Below are 17,797 nucleotides of genomic sequence, written 5' to 3'. Positions count from 1 at the left end.
TTCTGAAACTTTAATGTAATTTTAGTTCATATGACGGAAGCAGAAATAGAAAAAGAAAATAAAGAAATTACACGCCAGTACAAAGAATTGCTGCGCGTTAGTTATTTAACGCTTTCTGATGAAGATAAAAAACTAATTAGATCTGCGTTCGAGATTGCTGTGGATGCACACAAAGATCAACGCAGAAAATCTGGTGAAGCTTATATTTTTCATCCAATAGCGGTAGCTAGAATTGTAGCTTCAGAGATTGGTTTAGATGCTGTTTCTATTGCCTCTGCACTATTGCATGATGTTGTAGAAGATACCGAATATACTTTAGCAGACATAGAACGTATGTTTGGCGAAACGGTTGCTAAAATTGTAGACGGTTTAACTAAGATTGCTCACCTTAAAAAAGATATGAATGTATCTCAACAGGCAGAGAATTTTAGAAAAATGCTATTAACTTTAAATGATGACGTTAGAGTTATTATTATAAAAATTGCAGACCGTTACCACAATATGCTTACTATGGATTCTATGCCAGAGCACAAGCAGTTAAAAATAGCTTCTGAAACCTTATACATTTATGCCCCTCTTGCGCATAGAATTGGATTGTATAATATTAAAACTGAATTAGAAGATTTAAGTTTAAAATATACAGAGCCTGAAGTTTACAACGACATTCTTGGCAAAATTGAAGAAACAAAAGAAGAGCAACAAGAATATATAGACTCTTTTTCACACACCATACAAGACTCTTTAGACAAAGAAGGTTTAAATTATACCATTAAAGGCAGAATGAAATCTATTTTTTCTATTCGTAGAAAAATGAAAGTTCAGAATGTACCTTTTGATGAGATTTACGACAAGTTTGCTATTCGTATAATTTACAAGTCTGATAAGGCTAATGAAAAGTTTTTGGCTTGGAAAATATATTCTGTAGTTACAGATAATTTTACGCCAAACCCTGTACGTTTAAGAGATTGGATTTCTTCTCCTAAATCTACAGGTTACGAAGCCTTACATATTACGGTCATGGGACCAGATGCCAAATGGGTAGAAGTACAGATACGTAGTGAGCGTATGCACGAAATTGCAGAAAAAGGATATGCCGCTCACTTTAAATACAAACACGGAGAACAAAAAGAGCAAGGTATAGAGATCTGGCTAAATAGACTACAAGAAGCATTAGAGAATGCAAATACCAATGCGGTAGATTTTGTAGAAGAATTTAAATTAAACTTATACTCTAAAGAGATATTTGTTTTTACACCACAGGGAGATTTAAAGTCTATGCCTAAAGGAGCTACTTCTTTGGATTTTGCTTTTCATATACACTCAGAGGTTGGTTTAAAAACAAGAGGTACAAAGGTCAATGGCAAACTAGTGCCATTAAATACCATTTTACATAGTGGTGACCAAGTAGAGGTAATTACATCCGAAAAAAGTAAACCAAACCAAAGTTGGCTAGATTATGCTACTACGGCACGTGCAAGATCTAAAATTAAATCTTCCTTAAGAGAAGAGAAAAAAGAAGTTGCAGAAGATGGTAAAGAAATTTTACGTCGTAAATTAAAATCTCAGAAAATTAGTTTTAATGAAGATACCATTAACAAAATGGTGTACCACTTTAAGTTAAAAACTAGTTTAGATTTATTTTATAGAGTGGCTACTGGTTCTATAGACAATATCCAAATAAAAGATTTTGCATCATCATACAGTAATGCTTTTATTAGTTTTTTTAAAAATAGAATTAGAAGAACTCCTTCTCAAGAAAATATAGATAAGGACGAAATTACAGCAAAATACGATCAGTTAGTTTTTGGTAAAGAAGAAGAAAAACTAAAGTACAAACTATCTCAATGTTGTAACCCAATTCCTGGAGATGACGTGTTTGGTTTTATTAGTGTAACAGAAGGTATAAAAGTACACACTAAAAACTGTCCAAATGCCATATCTTTGCAATCTAATTACGCCTATAGAATTATACAGGCTAAATGGATAGACTCTTCTCAGCAAGAGTTTACGGCAAACGTACAATTAACAGGTATAGACAATATTGGAATTATTAGTGACCTTACAACAATTATTTCTCAACAAATGCACGTGAACATGAGAAGTGTAAACTTTAGTACTGATGGCGGTACTTTCTCAGGGAAAATATCTGTTGTAGTTAAAAATAATTCCATCTTAATTAAGCTTATTAACAATTTAAAGAAAATTAACGGTATAGATAAAGTAGTAAGAATTTAAAATTTACACTACATTTGCAAACCGAAAAGCTGTAGAAATACTATGGGTAGTAACAAAAATCAAGACATTGTAAAGAATGTCTTCACGACTTTTTTAGAAGAAAACGGACACAGAAAAACTCCCGAACGCTACGCTATACTCCAAGAAATTTACGAAAGTGAAGATCATTTTGATATAGAATCTCTCTATATAAAGATGAAAAACAAAAACTATAGAGTAAGTAGAGCAACCTTATACAACACTATTGAACTTTTATTAGGTTGTAAATTGGTACGTAAGCACCAATTTGGAAAAAACCAAGCTCAGTATGAAAAATCGTATTTTGATAGACAACATGATCATGTTATTCTAACAGATACTGGTGAGGTAATGGAGTTTTGTGACCCTAGAATACAGTCTATCAAGAAAACAATAGAAGAAGTGTTTGATATTAAAATAACAAACCATTCACTATACTTCTATGGAGTAAAAAATAAAAAAGAGAACAACTAACCAATTACAACTAATGGCAGTAGATTTACTACTAGGACTCCAATGGGGAGACGAAGGAAAAGGAAAAATTGTTGATGTATTAACTAAAGACTACGACATTATTGCGCGTTTTCAAGGTGGTCCAAATGCTGGACATACTTTAGAATTTGATGGCATTAAACACGTACTTAGAACAATTCCATCAGGAATTTTTCACAAAAAAGCAATGAACGTTATTGGTAACGGTGTTGTAATAGACCCTGTTGTCTTTGTAAAAGAATTAGAAGGTTTAGACCAGTTTAAAATAGACTACAAGGCTAAACTTATTATTTCTAGAAAAGCACATTTAATTTTACCAACGCACCGTTTATTAGATGCCGCATCTGAAGCATCTAAGGGAAAAGCGAAAATTGGTTCTACTTTAAAAGGTATTGGTCCAACTTATATGGACAAAACTGGTAGAAACGGTATGCGTGTTGGCGATTTAGAATTAGATTCGTGGAAAGAGAAATACCGTCATCTTGCAGATAAACATGAAACTATGATTGGTTTCCTAAGTGCAGATGTACAATATAATTTAGAAGAAATGGAAGTAGAATTCTTTGAAGCTGTAGAGCGTTTAAAAGAATTAACCTTTATAGATAGTGAAGAGTACTTAAACCAAGCTATTAAAGATGGTAAAACAATATTAGCAGAAGGTGCGCAAGGATCATTATTAGATATTGATTTTGGGACATACCCATTTGTTACATCATCTAACACTACAGCAGCTGGTGCTTGTACTGGCTTAGGTATTGCACCTAACAAAGTAAAAGAAGTATATGGTATTTTTAAGGCATATACTACACGTGTAGGCTCTGGCCCTTTCCCAACAGAATTGTTTGATGAAGTTGGTGCTAATATGGCTAAGGTTGGTCACGAATTTGGTGCAGTAACTGGTAGACCTCGCCGTTGTGGTTGGTTAGATCTAGTTGCATTAAAATATGCGTGTCAAGTAAATGGTGTTACACAATTAAACATGATGAAAGGTGATGTGCTTTCTGGTTTTGATAACCTACAAGTTTGTACGTCTTACAAGTATAAGGGTAAAACAATAACACATTTACCATACAATATAGAACCAGAAAATGTAACTCCTATATACACAGAGTTTCCTTGTTGGAAAGAAGATTTAACGCAAATGACAGATCCTTCACAGTTTCCAAAAGAACTAAATCAGTATATAGATTTTCTAGAAAAAGAGTTAGAAATTCCTATAAAAATTGTTTCTGTTGGTCCAGACAGAAAACAAACAATTAATAGATAATACAAAAAGCCACATTTTAAAATGTGGCTTTTTTTTTACTTCCTCATAATCTTATAAATGCATAATCTTAATTCTATGCCAATCTGTTATAAGAACAATCAAAAAAAACCTATTTTTGACCAAAATTTAAAACTTGCTAAAATTTAAAATAGTTATAGGTTTATTATTGTTTGTTTTTGGAGTTAACGCACAGGTTAAACCAACTGAAAAAAAACAAATAAACATAGTACATGGTGCTAACTTTACCAAAAATGAAGTGAAGTACCCTGGCGCCTCTATATTTAGTAGAGATAGCGAAAGACAGGTAGAGTTTGAACACCAAGGAGCAACACTTTGGTGTGACGTTGCTGTATTTTATCCTAAAGAAAATAAACTTATTGCTATAGATAATGTTCGTATGCAACAGGGCGACTCCATACAAATGGATAGTGGCAAACTTGAGTATTTTGGAGATATTAAACTTGCTAAAGCATCAAAAAAAGTGGTTTTACAAAGTCCAGACGCTACACTTACTACAGATACTTTATATTTTGATAGAGAAAAACAAGAATCGTACTACAGACATTTTGGTACTATTATAGATACCGCAAATACTATAAAAAGTAGAATTGGTCGTTTTTTTATGACCACTAATAAATACCAATTACAAGATAGTGTTACGGTACAAAATCCAAAATACCACGTGTTATCAGAGCAATTAGATTACTATACAGAGTCAGAACACCTCTATATGTATGGTCCTTCTACCGTTACAGGGAAAGATTACATAATGTATTGTGAACGTGGCTATTACGATACAAAAGTAGAAACTGGTTACGGAATAAAAAATACGCGAATAGATTACAGTAATAAAATTATAGAGGGAGATAGTGTTTACTTTAACAAACGCAAACAATTTGCTTCTGCAACAAACAATATTGTTGTAACAGATACCGTAAACGATGGTGTAATAAGAGCACACTACGCAGAAGTTTACAAAGAAAAAGATTCTGTTTTTGCTACTAAAAGAGCCGTTGCAATTAACGTCATGGACAAAGACTCTTTGTATATGCACGGAGATACTTTAATGATTACAGGAAAACCAGACAATAGAGTTATACGTGCCTTTAGAAATGCTAAATTTTTTAAGACGGACATAAGTGGCAAGTGCGATTCTATTCATTTTGACCAAAAAACTGGAGTAACACAACTTATTACAAATCCCATTATTTGGAATATTGATAACCAAATGACGGGAGATAGCATACATTTAATTAGCGATCTAAAAACTGATAAATTAGATTCGCTTAAAGTTATAAATAATGCTTTTATTATCTCTTTAGACAGTATTAGTCAGACTGGCTACAACCAAGCAAAAGGTAAAAATCTCTTTGGTAAGTTTACTAACAACGAACTAAATATGATAGATCTTGTACAAAATGTAGAGGTAATTTATTATTCTTATAATGATGAAAATGAATTTATAGGGATAGATGAATCTCTTTGTGGTAAGGTAAGTATGCTTATGCAAGAAAATGCTATAGACGTTATTACCTATTACATAAACCCATCTGGCACAACATTTCCTGAAGGTCAAGAACCAGAAAGAGGCGTAAAACTAAAAGGCTTTGTTTGGTATGGCGATCAACGTATTTATACCAAAGAAGATATTTTTGATGAGGACGATAATAATATTGTTCTCCCAATAATAAGAGGTATTACCAATCCTATAGATATAGACGCAGAAGAACAAGAGCGCCATAAAAACCAAGGAGATCCAGTAAATAACCCGCCCAATAATAAAGCAACTAGAAAAAAGAGTTTACCTAAACCTACTCTAGTAAAGCCAGCACCAAAAACAAAACTTAAGCAACAAAAATAGATTACAGGTGAAAAAGGACTTTTTACACTACCAAGCACAAACTAGTCCGCATCCTTTAACTTTACAAGTTTCTAGAGCTAGCGGCAGTTATATTTACGATCAAGACAACAATGCACATTTAGATTTTGTTGCAGGTGTTTCTGCGTGTACTCTAGGGCATTGTCACCCTAAAGTAGTAGATGCAATAACCAAACAAGCCTCAGAATACATGCATGTTATGGTTTATGGCGAATATGTCCAAAAACCAGCTGTTGCATATGCTAAATTATTAGCCTCTTTGCTACCAGAAAACTTAGAAACTACCTACTTGGTTAATTCTGGTACAGAAGCTATAGAGGGAGCGTTAAAACTAGCCAAAAGAGCTACTGGGAGGCATCAAATTATTGCTGCACACAATTCGTATCACGGAAATACAATGGGTAGTATGAGTGTTTCTGGTTCAGAATCGCAAAAAAGCGCATATAGACCTTTGGTACCTGGCACAACATTTATCAATTTTAATTCAGAAAAAGAATTAGATAAAATAACAAAACATACAGCCGCTGTAATTTTAGAAACCATACAAGGAGGTGCAGGTTTTATTGTACCAACAAATAACTATTTAGAAAAAGTAAGAGCGCGTTGTACAGCTGTTGGTGCACTTCTAATTTTAGACGAAATTCAGCCTGGTTTTGGAAGAACAGGAAAATTATTTGCTTTTGAAAATTACAACTGTGTTCCAGATATTTTAGTCATTGGTAAAGGTATGGCCTCTGGTATGCCTGTAGGTGCTTTTGTTGCATCTAACGACTTAATGAAAAACTTACAAAACAACCCTAAACTAGGGCATATCACAACATTTGGAGGCAATCCTGTAATTGCTGCAGCCAGTTTAGCTACCTTACAAGAATTAACTACTAGTAGTCTTATTGATGCTACTTTAGAAAAAGAAAAATTATTTAGAAAGCTACTAAAGCACAAGTATATTACTGAGGTACGAGGTAAAGGTTTAATGCTAGCCATTATGCTAGAAAATGCCGATATTACAAACCATGTTATACTATATTGTGCAAAAAACAGACTAGTATTATTCTGGTTGCTATTTGAACCTAAAGCAGTACGTATTTCTCCTCCCCTAACAATTTCTACGAAAGAAATTATGGCAGGATGCAAGCTAATATTAGACGCTTTAGACAACTACGAGAAATAGGTTGTTAACTATTTTGTTAATAATATACAAACCTACGACCCCAAAAAAGAGACCTAAAACGTTACTTTTATTTTAATCTTATTAAGTAAGAAAGAATTTATATGGCATTTGAAGCTGAAGAAAGACCAGACAGACCAATAGCAAAATTTGAGTCAATGCTAAAGACAGATGATGTCTATTTCTTTGACGCAGAGGATTTTGAAGACATAATTCACCATTATTTAAATAATGGTAAAATGTCATTGGCAAAAAAAGCCATTAAAATTGGTTTAACCCAACACCCAAGTACTATAGAGCTTAAGCTTTTAGAAGTAGAAGTACATGTTTTTGAAAACAATCTTGAGCTTGCAGAAAGTATGCTAGATAGTTTACAGACTATAGACAGTAATAACGAAGAAATATACATACAAAGAGCAAACATTTTCTCTAAAAAAGACGATCATAATACAGCAATTAAACTACTAGAAAAAGCTTTAACTTTATCTGAAGACGCTATAGACATACACTCTTTATTGGGAATGGAGCATCTTTTTATGGATAATTTTGAAGAAGCTAAAAAGCATTTTATTCAATGTGTTTTGTTTGATGAGCAAGATTACGCATCCCTATACAACATCATCTATTGTTTCGATTTTCTAGAAGACTATGATGGTGCCATTGAATTTTTAAATGAATATTTAGAAAAAAACCCATACTGTGAAGTTGCTTGGCATCAATTAGGAAAACAATATTTTGCTAAAAAAATGTATAATGAAGCTATAAATGCATTTGATTTTGCAATTATATCTGATGATACTTTTGTTGGTGCTTATTTTGAAAAAGGAAAAATTCTAGAACGCTTAAAACGTTACAATGAAGCTATAGAAAATTATGAATTTACTATAGAGATTGAAGATCCTTCTGCGTTTGCTTATTTGCGTATTGGTAAATGTCATGAAAAACTTGGCAATACAGAATTAGCAAAGTTAAATTACTATAAAACAGTTCATGAAGATCCTTTATTAGATAAGGGCTGGTTAGCTATTACTAACTTTTACATGAAACAAAAAGACTATTTAAAAGCTAAAGAATACATTACAAAAGCTATTAATATAGAAGAAGAAAACTTATTCTACTGGGAGAAAAACGCCTATATTAATGAAGCTTTAGGTCTAATTGAAGAGGCCGAAATGGCCTACCAAAAAATGGTAGACTTAGGAGATTGCGAATTAAAAACGTGGTTGCTTTGGAGTAGTTTGGTATTAAAAAAAGGAGATCCACATTCTGCGATACAAATACTACAACAAGCCTTAGAGTTCTACCCTAGCAACTCAGATGTTTTATATAAAATAGCAGGTGCTCATATGGTACTAGATCAAACTATTAAGGCAAAAGAATTTTTAGTAAAAGCCCTAAAAGCAAACACTAAAAAAGTTGCAATGTTTAAATTGGAGTTTCCTCAGTTTAAAAATAATGTGTGGATAAACAACATTATTCTAGAATTTGGCAACTCTTCCAAATAAATCTATATTTTTACGTTTTTATTAAAATTATGAAAGAACGTAGCTTATTACAATATTTAATTATTACGCTTAAAGGTTTAGCAATGGGAGCAGCAGATGCTGTACCTGGAGTTTCCGGAGGTACAATTGCTTTTATTTCTGGAATTTATGAAGAGTTAATTGATAGCATTAGCACTATTAATTTATCATTATTTAAGACATTAAAAAACGATGGATTAAAAGCATTTTGGAAACAAGCAAATGGTAATTTTATACTGGCTCTATTGACCGGAATAATTATCAGTTTTATTTCATTTATGCGTTTGGCAAAATACCTAATAGAATACCACCCTGTTTTAATTTGGTCTTTCTTTTTTGGTTTAATTGTAGTGAGTATATACTTTGTTGGCAAACAAATTACAAAATGGAATGCCCTAACTATAGTTGCTTTAATAATTGGGGCAGGTTTAGCGTATTACATTACAAGTTTACCTGCATTGGCAGCTAATTCTAATCCATATTATTTGTTGTTTGCTGGCGCTATAGCTATTTGTGCAATGATCTTACCTGGTATTTCTGGGTCTTTTATTTTAGTAATAATGGGTGCTTATAAAACATTAAGTGATGCATTTCATGATTTTGACTTAAAAAAAATAGCACTTTTTGCAACGGGAGCTTTAATAGGATTATTAAGTTTTAGTAGAATTTTAAAATGGTTGTTTAAAAATTACCACAACACTACTCTTGCTCTTTTAACTGGTTTTATTTTAGGATCTTTAAACAAAGTTTGGCCTTGGAAAAAAACAGTATCTGTTATGATAGATGAAACTGGTGAAATTGTTCCTTTTTCATCAATATCTGACCTTGGTACACTTGCCGTACATCAAAAAAACATAAACAATTTTGAATCTTTTAAAACAGTTACAGAAGAAAGTATTTTACCAATACAATATTCAGCATTAAACCATTATATAGATGCCCAAACTATGATCGCTATTGCACTCATGGTTACCGGTTTTTTAACTATTTTTATACTAGAAAAAGTAGCTACTAAAAATAACTAATCAATGACACATACTAGAACATTTATAGACAAGCTTCTCCTTGTTGTAAAAGGACTATGTATGGGTGCTGCAAATAAAGTACCTGGTGTTTCTGGAGGTATTGTTGCCTTTGTTGGTGGTTTTTACGAGGAATTTATATACTCACTTCAAAAATTTAACTACAAAGCCTTAAAACTACTTTTAAACGGCAGGTTAAAAAGTTTCTACACCTACATTAATGGTACGTTTATTACCCTGCTTATTTTTGGTATGCTTGTAAGCTACTTTAGCGTCTCTAAAGTTTTAGACTATTTTTTAGAACATAATGAGCTTAATGTTTGGGCTTGTTTTTTTGGGATGATTATTGGATCTATTTATTACATAGCTAAAGACTTTGACCTTTGGAATAAGAAAAGCATTTTTGCTGCTATAATTGGTTTAATCGTTGGTATATCTATTAGTTTTTTAAATCCTGCTACCGAAAACGACAATCTTTTTTTTATTTTTTTCTGTGGAATTATTAGTGTTTCTGGTATGACGCTTCCAGGCTTATCTGGCTCTTTTATCTTAATTTTACTTGGGAACTATGTACTCCTTTTAGTAGACTCTGTAAATGCACTTTATGATACTTTCGCCGAGGTTATTAAAGGCGACTTTAGTTTTACAAAAAATACAGAACGCTTAAACATATTAACTATTCTGGGTGTTTTTACAGCTGGTTCTGCGGTTGGCTTGGTTAGTTTATCTCACATTATAAGTTACGTTTTAAAACATTTTAAGCATATAACAACTGCTGTTATTTTGGGCTTTATTACCGGCTCTTTGGGTGTTGTTTGGCCTTGGAAAAAAACAGTTTATAAAGTAGACGGCCTTGGGAATACTTTAATAGACTCTAACGGAAACGAAATTATTAAGAATTATTCTCGCTATTTTCCCGATTTTGTGATTTCTGAAACTTGGTGGGCCGTTTTTTTTGTAGTTATAGGAATAAGTATTTTATTAGGTCTAGATTGGTATGGAAAACACAGAAAAGCAACAGCATAAATATGGTTTAATAGGAAAAGATATAGCGTATTCTTTTTCTAGAAACTACTTTACAAATAAATTTAAAGACCTTGGGTTAACAGACTGTGAGTATGTAAATTTTGACTATCAAAATATCGATGAATTTAAAACTACTTTAGACAGTACACCTAACATAAAAGGTTGTAACGTTACCATACCCTACAAAGAAAGTATTATTTCGTTTTTAACTAGTTTAGATGCTAAAGCAAAAGCTATTGGTGCGGTTAATACTATAAAGTTTACAGCAAACGGTTTGGTGGGTTACAATACAGATGCATACGGATTTAAAAAATCCATAGAACCCCATTTAAAAAAACACCATACTAAAGCGTTAATTCTAGGCACAGGCGGAGCATCTAAAGCTGTAAAATATGTTTTAGAAGAGTTAGGAATTACCTGTACATATGTATCTAGAAAAGCAAAGGGAAACCAATTTACCTATACCGAATTAGATAAAAATATAATTGAAGAGCATACTGTTATTGTAAACTGCACACCATTGGGGACACACCCAAATATTACAGATAAAGCAACGATACCTTATGAGTATTTGGGCAAAGAACATTTATTGTTCGATTTAATTTACAATCCCAATAAAACGGCATTTTTAAGTGCAGGCGAAGCACAAGGCGCTACAATAAGCAACGGGCAGCATATGTTAGAACACCAAGCCGAAGAGTCTTGGAGAATCTGGAACAGTTAGCACGCATCATAAATTTAGAATACCTTAAAATGAATTACTACTCGTTAAACAAAAAAGCACCTAACACTACATTCAAAAATGCAGTAATAAAAGGTTTGGCACCAGATAAAGGACTTTATTTTCCGGAAAGTATTACGCCTTTACCAGAAGATTTCTATAAAAATATAGATAACTTATCTTATCCAGAAATTGCTTTTACAGCTATTAAACAATTTGTTTCACCAGAAATTCCTGAGGATGTTCTTAAAACTATTGTAGAGGAAACCTTGTCATTTGATTTTCCTATTGTTCGGCTAGATAAAAATATATCTACCCTAGAGCTTTTTCACGGTCCAACTATGGCTTTTAAAGATGTTGGCGCACGTTTTATGGCGCGCTGTCTTGGTTATTTTAATGCCAACAATACGAATGAAGTTACCGTTTTAGTTGCTACATCTGGTGATACGGGTGGTGCTGTTGCAAATGGTTTTTTAGGTGTTAAAGGTGTACATGTTGTTATTCTTTACCCTAGCGGAAAAGTAAGTGATATACAAGAAAAACAACTGACTACTTTAGGGGAAAATATTTCTGCATTAGAAGTAGACGGCGTTTTTGACGATTGCCAAGATATGGTAAAACGTGCATTTTTAGATGAAGAACTAACTAGTAAAATGCAGTTAACTTCTGCAAATTCTATTAACGTAGCACGTTGGTTGCCTCAGCTATTTTACTTTATGTTTGCTTATAAACAATTACATAATACCCATAAAAAAATTGTTTTCTCTGTTCCAAGTGGTAATTTTGGTAATATATGTGCTGGTATGGTTGCACAAAAATTAGGATTACCTATTCACCATTTTATAGCATCTAACAACGAGAATAACGTTGTAACCAACTATCTAAAAACAGAAGATTACACTCCTAAACCATCTGTACAAACTATAAGTAATGCTATGGATGTGGGTAACCCAAGTAATTTTATACGTATACAAGAGCTACACAAAAATAACTTTTCAGCCTTAAAAGAAAACTTATCTTCTTTTAGTTTTACTGATGAAGAAACTAAAGATGCATTAGCAACTATTTATAAAGAGCACAACTATGTCGCAGACCCGCACGGGGCTGTTGGCTATTTAGGTTGTAAAGCCTATTTAAATAATAATAATGATGATGTACATTGTGTGTTTTTAGAAACAGCACACCCAACTAAATTTTTAAATGTGGTTGAAGAAGTAATTAAAGAAAAACAACCATTACCAGAACAAATACAGTCGGTTATACATAAAACAAAAGTAGCCACCAAAATTGGCAGCTACAATGAATTAAAGTCTTATTTATTAAAAAAAAATTAAGATTCAATAGTAGAAAATTTATCTAAAGCTTTACCAATTAAGGTATCTCCTTTAATAATTTCAAAAGTGACTTTGTTTGCAACATCATCATTTAGTGTTCTTACTAAGGTTTGCGCAACATCGTTTCTACTAATTTCACCTCTTTTATTTAACTTTTCTTGGAGCTCTATTTCATTATGGGGCTCCTCATTAGTTAAAGATCCAGGACGAACTATACTGTAATTTAATCCGCTCGTTTTTAAGTATTCATCTGCGTTATGCTTTGCTTTTAAATACTCTTGTAATTGTTCTGCTTCTTCAGGTTTATCTGCTCCCATAGAACTTAACATTACAAACTTTTTAATGTTATTTTTTTTAGAGGCATCAATTAATCTCTTTGCTCCTTCTTGGTCTACCTCTATTACTTTTTTTCCTCCAGAACCCGCAGCAAACAATACTTTGTCTACATTTTCTACTTCGTTAAATACCTTATTTATATCGCCCTCTAAATCTCCAAGAACTGTATCTATTTGTTTTGCTTTAAAATATTCTTTTTGCTCTTCTTTTCTAACCATTGCTATAGGGTTAAAATATTGAGATTCTTTTAAAAGGTTCACTATTTGTTTTCCTGTGGTACCATTGGCACCGGCTACTAATATGTTTTCCATCTACTTAGTATAACATTCAACAGCGTCAATTCCTAATATCTTAAGTAGTTTAACGTTAGTTTAATAAAAATTAACAAAGTGTTTAGATGCCTAATTTACCTTTCATTTTCATTCCTAAATCCTATAGTACATCAACCCAAAAACAACTTATTTTAATGTCTTAGCAGATTTATAAAACAAACAATTTTCGATACCTTTGACAAAAAACTAACAATAGTCTAATTATATAAATTGTTTTAATGAAAAATACTGCATTATCATCTACTCACGAAGCTCTTGGCGCTAAAATGGTCCCTTTTGCTGGTTATAATATGCCTGTTTCTTATGCTGGTGTAAACATAGAACACGAAACTGTACGTAAAGGTGTAGGTGTTTTTGATGTATCACATATGGGTGAGTTTCTAATTGAAGGTCCAAATGCTTTAGACTTAATACAGAAAGTTACATCTAATGATGCTTCTAAATTAGTTATTGGTAAAGCTCAGTATAGCTGTTTACCTAATGAAACTGGTGGTATTGTAGATGATCTTATCGTTTACAAACTTAAAGATGAACAATATTTATTAGTAGTAAATGCTTCTAATATTGATAAGGATTGGAACCATATTTCTAAATACAACGAAACTATAAAAGCTGAAATGCGTAATATATCTGAAGGATATTCACTTTTAGCCATTCAAGGTCCTAAGGCTATTGAAGCAATGCAGTCTGTTACTGCTGTAGATTTAGCTGCTATTAAGTTTTATACTTTTGAGGTTGCAGATTTTGCAGGTGTAGAAAATGTTATTATTTCTGCTACTGGTTATACTGGTTCTGGAGGGTTTGAAATTTATTGTAAAAACGAAGACGTTAAACAAGTTTGGGATACCATTTTTAAAGCAGGTGCAGATTTTGATATTGCTCCTATTGGTTTAGCTGCGAGAGATACATTGCGCTTAGAAATGGGCTACTGTTTGTATGGAAACGATATTAGCGACACTACTTCTCCGTTTGAAGCTGGTCTTGGGTGGATTACTAAATTTACGAAGGATTTTGTAAATAGTGACGCTTTAGCTGCACAAAAAGCAAATGGTCCAGAACGTAAATTAATTGCTTTTGAACTTACAGAAAGGGGTATTCCTAGACACGATTATGATATTGTAGATGCCAATGGTACTAAAATAGGTATTGTAACTTCTGGTACTATGTCTCCTTCTTTAAACAAAGGAATTGGCTTAGGCTATGTACCAACTGCGGTTTCTACTGCTGGCTCTGAAATATTTATACAAATTAGAAAAAAAGCAGTTGCTGCAACTGTAGTAAAATTACCTTTTTATAAGGCATAATTTTTATATGATAGATTTCCAAGGCATTATCAACAACATTCATAACCACCTTAGTAAAGAGGAGGCTAAGGGTGTTGTTGCTAGTTATATACCAGAACTATCTAAGCAAAATACACATAGTTTTGGTATTTTTTTACAACAAATAAATGGCGATTCTTATGCTGCTGGTGATGCACATATACCGTTTTCTATACAAAGTATTTCTAAAGTTTTAGCATTGTCTAAAGCTATTGCTTTTGAGGATAACCGTATTTGGCAACGTGTAGACGTAGAACCATCTGGTAACCCATTTAATCATTTATCTCTTTTAGAACTAGAAAACGGTATTCCTAGAAATCCGTTAATAAATTCTGGTGCCTTAGTTGTTGCAGATATTTTAGTTACACATTTAAAAAACCCGAAAGAAGATTTTTTAAACTATGTAAGAACTATTGCTAACGACCAAACTATTAATTACAATACAGATGTTGCTGCATCAGAAAAAAGAACAGGGTATAGAAACTTTGCTGCAGCCAACCTTTTAAAATCGTTTAGTAATCTTAAAAATAATGTAGAGGATGTTTTAGATTTTTATTTTCACCAATGTTCTATAGATATGACTTGTGCACAATTATCTAAGGCGTTTTACTTGTTTGCAAATAGCGGTAAGTGCGTAAATAATGTACAACAAATACCTGTTAGCCAAGCAAAACGTATAAACGCTATTATGCTTACTTGTGGTTTTTATGACGAAGCAGGAGAATTTGCTTTTAGAGTTGGTTTACCTGGAAAAAGTGGTGTTGGTGGTGGTATAGTTGCTCTTTTACCTAATAATTTTATTATTTCTACTTGGGCTCCCGGTCTTAATGCTAAAGGAAATTCTTTACTAGGAATGCAAGCATTAGAACTATTTACGACCCAGACTAAACTCTCTATTTTTTAAGTCGACAAACTGAGTAATGAAAGAGAATAAATCTAAAAATAAAATATTAATTCTAGGAGCTAGCGGTTTTATCGGTAATGCTATTTATAAAGAGCTCTATGCTTTTTATGATACCTATGGTACCTACTGTACTAATGAAAAAGGATTTAAAGATAATGGTCAGTTTTTTTATTATAATGTTGAAGAAACAGATATTTACGAATTACTAGAAATCGTAAAACCAGATTATATTATATCTGCCATTCGTGGTAATTTTGCTGCACAAGTATTGGCGCACCAACATATAATAGAATATGTTACAACACACAAAACTAGGCTGCTATTTTTATCTTCTGCTAATGTTTTTGATGCTTATAGCAAATACCCTTCTTACGAATTAGACAAAACATTGTCTTTAAGTATTTATGGTCGTTTAAAAATTAAGATTGAAAATATGTTGCTTAGGCTACCTAAAAGCAAAGCTATAATTGTACGCTTACCAATGGTTTTTGGCAACAACACTCCCAGAATTAAGGAAATTAAAACGCTATTGCACAACAAAGAACCTATAGAAGTTTTTCCTAATTTGGTTTTTAATGTTACCCATATAGATAAACTTACACAACAATTGCATTACATTATTAACCATAACAAAACTGGAATTTTTCATTTAGGCAGTGAAGATTTGGTTCACCACGAGGATTTTATAAAAGAAATAATCTCTAAAATTGGATTGTATAATCCTGTCTACAAAAGGGTATTTACATCTAATGAAGATAGGTATTTAGCTGTACTGCCAAAAAGCAACAAACTACCAAAGCATTTACGCACCGCATACCAAGACACAATAGATCATCATCTTTTTTCTTAATAATAGATATAACGTTGTTACTTCTTGTAACTTTGTAACACACTAAATTTTATAAAAATGCAAAAATATACAACTGAAGAAGTCACTAGTAAATTAAATAATTTAGACGGTTGGGATTATACTGATGGTGCTTTAGAAACTACATTTGAATTTAAAAACTTTAAAGAAACATTCTGTGTAATGACGCGTATTGCTTTTGAATGTGAAATACAAAATCATCATCCAGATTGGAGTAACGTATACAATACTTTAACCATACGCTTAAGCACGCACGATGCAAATGGCGTTACAGAAAAAGACTTTGTACTAGCCAAAACTATTGAAGAAATAATAGACAGCGAGTAGCTTATAAAAGTAATAGAACCTAGCCATAATGCGCTAGGTTTTTTTATACCTTCCTTTGAGCAAATTTACTTGCTATTACACTTATTATTAAAATTTGTGTTGCGTGAAAAAGCATAATAGGCAACAACACAATTCCAATAGTTGCCATATTGCCAAATATAATTTTAGAAAAAACAGTACCGTGTACTAAAGATTTTTTTGTGCCGCAAAATTGCGCTGTTATTTGATCTTCTATAGTAAACTTTAATTTTTTAGCAATAAATCCTATACTAAAATAAGTAATAGTAAAAAGGACTAATACACCAACTAAAAGAAATACCAAATCTAATACAGAAACAGTACTAAATATATGGTCTGTAAAAGACGATGCAAAACTTTTGTATATTATAAGTAAGATGATGGATTTATCAAACAACGTAATTTTACTACTATGTTTTTGTGCAAATGTACCTAAGTAGCGCTGTAGCACTAAACCAATTACTACTGGTACTATTATTTGTACAATTAACTTGGTGTAAATATCTATAAAATTAAAGCTAGCTTGGTCGTTGGTTACAAATAAACCCATCCATAAGGGTGTAAGTAAAATACCAATTATACCAGAGATACTTGCATTAAAAATAGCCGCAGGCATATTTCCTTTTGCTATGGACACCATAACTACCGAGGAAGACACCGTAGATGGTAAGGCTGCTAAAAAAAAGAAAGCTAGCCAAATAGTCTCTTGCTCTTGGTTTTGTAAAAATGGTCTAACCAATAAAACCAACAGCGGAAATAATATAAAGGTAGATGCTTGTACTACTATGTGTAGTTTCCAGTTTTTTAATCCGGCTTTTAACTTAGACGGACTCAATTTTAATCCATAGAAAAAGAAAATTAATGAGATACCAACACTACTAATTGTATTTATAATTTCCTTTGACCCCCATTGCGGAAAAAAGTACGAGAAAATAATTACACCAATTATAAACAGTACAAACTTATCAATCTTCATAATCAACTTTTATACGTACAATATTAAGC

Annotated in this window: 16 protein-coding genes; 14 read left to right on the top strand and 2 right to left on the bottom strand. The window is 32.3% G+C overall.

Annotated features, from left to right (window positions below):
- Nucleotides 1-30: 30 nt before the first annotated feature.
- The 10 genes from M4I21_RS09670 (at nucleotide 31) to thrC (ending at nucleotide 12,685) form a co-directional block, all read left to right on the top strand.
- Nucleotides 31-2,235 carry a RelA/SpoT family protein gene (locus tag M4I21_RS09670; protein ID WP_249558928.1) on the top strand — a complete coding sequence of 735 codons (2,205 nt, stop codon included), beginning with the start codon at nucleotides 31-33 and terminating at the stop codon, nucleotides 2,233-2,235.
- Nucleotides 2,236-2,277: 42 nt separating this feature from the next.
- Complete coding sequence (locus tag M4I21_RS09665) at nucleotides 2,278-2,727, top strand: Fur family transcriptional regulator (protein WP_249558927.1); 450 nt, start codon at nucleotides 2,278-2,280, stop codon at nucleotides 2,725-2,727.
- Nucleotides 2,728-2,740: 13 nt separating this feature from the next.
- On the top strand, nucleotides 2,741-4,012 hold the full coding sequence (locus tag M4I21_RS09660) for an adenylosuccinate synthase (protein WP_249558926.1): 1,272 nt from the start codon (nucleotides 2,741-2,743) through the stop codon (nucleotides 4,010-4,012).
- Nucleotides 4,013-4,145: 133 nt separating this feature from the next.
- Nucleotides 4,146-5,873: an OstA-like protein gene (locus tag M4I21_RS09655; protein WP_249558925.1), complete on the top strand. Its 1,728-nt coding sequence runs from the start codon at nucleotides 4,146-4,148 to the stop codon at nucleotides 5,871-5,873.
- A gap of 7 nt (nucleotides 5,874-5,880) precedes the next feature.
- Nucleotides 5,881-7,062, top strand: coding sequence for an aspartate aminotransferase family protein (locus tag M4I21_RS09650; RefSeq protein ID WP_249558923.1), 1,182 nt, complete (start codon nucleotides 5,881-5,883; stop codon nucleotides 7,060-7,062).
- Nucleotides 7,063-7,163: 101 nt separating this feature from the next.
- Nucleotides 7,164-8,564 (top strand): tetratricopeptide repeat protein, encoded by a 1,401-nt coding sequence (locus tag M4I21_RS09645; protein ID WP_249558922.1) that lies wholly within the window; start codon nucleotides 7,164-7,166, stop codon nucleotides 8,562-8,564.
- 29 nt (nucleotides 8,565-8,593) lie between these two features.
- Entirely contained in the window at nucleotides 8,594-9,607 is a 1,014-nt protein-coding gene (locus M4I21_RS09640; RefSeq protein WP_249558921.1) for a DUF368 domain-containing protein, read from the top strand.
- A 3-nt stretch (nucleotides 9,608-9,610) separates the two neighbouring features.
- The gene (locus tag M4I21_RS09635) at nucleotides 9,611-10,630 is read left to right on the top strand and encodes a DUF368 domain-containing protein (RefSeq protein ID WP_249558920.1); all 1,020 of its coding nucleotides are present in this window, start codon (nucleotides 9,611-9,613) and stop codon (nucleotides 10,628-10,630) included.
- Nucleotides 10,602-11,354, top strand: a complete 753-nt coding sequence (locus M4I21_RS09630; protein WP_249558919.1) for a shikimate dehydrogenase family protein — start codon at nucleotides 10,602-10,604, stop codon at nucleotides 11,352-11,354. The genes M4I21_RS09635 and M4I21_RS09630 overlap by 29 nt, the downstream gene beginning before the upstream one ends.
- 29 nt (nucleotides 11,355-11,383) lie before the next feature.
- Nucleotides 11,384-12,685 (top strand): threonine synthase, encoded by a 1,302-nt coding sequence (thrC, locus tag M4I21_RS09625; RefSeq protein WP_249558918.1) that lies wholly within the window; start codon nucleotides 11,384-11,386, stop codon nucleotides 12,683-12,685.
- On the opposite strand, the gene M4I21_RS09620 is transcribed toward thrC, so the two are convergent.
- Nucleotides 12,682-13,332 (bottom strand): SDR family oxidoreductase, encoded by a 651-nt coding sequence (locus M4I21_RS09620; protein ID WP_249558917.1) that lies wholly within the window; start codon nucleotides 13,330-13,332, stop codon nucleotides 12,682-12,684. The two genes, thrC and M4I21_RS09620, sit on opposite strands and share 4 nt — an antisense overlap.
- A gap of 239 nt (nucleotides 13,333-13,571) precedes the next feature.
- On the opposite strand from M4I21_RS09620, the gene gcvT reads away from it, so the two are divergent.
- Genes gcvT through M4I21_RS09600 form a run of 4 tightly spaced genes read left to right on the top strand, consistent with a single transcriptional unit; the run spans nucleotide 13,572 to nucleotide 16,774 of the window.
- Nucleotides 13,572-14,657 carry a glycine cleavage system aminomethyltransferase GcvT gene (gcvT, locus tag M4I21_RS09615; RefSeq protein WP_249558915.1) on the top strand — a complete coding sequence of 362 codons (1,086 nt, stop codon included), beginning with the start codon at nucleotides 13,572-13,574 and terminating at the stop codon, nucleotides 14,655-14,657.
- Between the two features lie 7 nt (nucleotides 14,658-14,664).
- Nucleotides 14,665-15,579, top strand: a complete 915-nt coding sequence (locus M4I21_RS09610) for a glutaminase (protein ID WP_249558914.1) — start codon at nucleotides 14,665-14,667, stop codon at nucleotides 15,577-15,579.
- 16 nt (nucleotides 15,580-15,595) lie between these two features.
- Nucleotides 15,596-16,429: a sugar nucleotide-binding protein gene (locus tag M4I21_RS09605; RefSeq protein WP_249558913.1), complete on the top strand. Its 834-nt coding sequence runs from the start codon at nucleotides 15,596-15,598 to the stop codon at nucleotides 16,427-16,429.
- 57 nt (nucleotides 16,430-16,486) lie between these two features.
- Entirely contained in the window at nucleotides 16,487-16,774 is a 288-nt protein-coding gene (locus M4I21_RS09600) for a 4a-hydroxytetrahydrobiopterin dehydratase (RefSeq protein WP_249558912.1), read from the top strand.
- A 43-nt stretch (nucleotides 16,775-16,817) separates the two neighbouring features.
- On the opposite strand, the gene M4I21_RS09595 is transcribed toward M4I21_RS09600, so the two are convergent.
- On the bottom strand, nucleotides 16,818-17,768 hold the full coding sequence (locus M4I21_RS09595; protein WP_249558911.1) for a bile acid:sodium symporter family protein: 951 nt from the start codon (nucleotides 17,766-17,768) through the stop codon (nucleotides 16,818-16,820).
- Between the last annotated feature and the right edge of the window lie 29 nt (nucleotides 17,769-17,797).

Origin of the sequence: Cellulophaga sp. 20_2_10 (assembly GCF_023476645.1) — a bacterium.
Classification (GTDB): Bacteria; Bacteroidota; Bacteroidia; order Flavobacteriales; family Flavobacteriaceae; genus Cellulophaga.
Note: the sequence above shows the minus strand (reverse complement) of the source record. Positions and strands in the feature narration are given on the sequence as shown.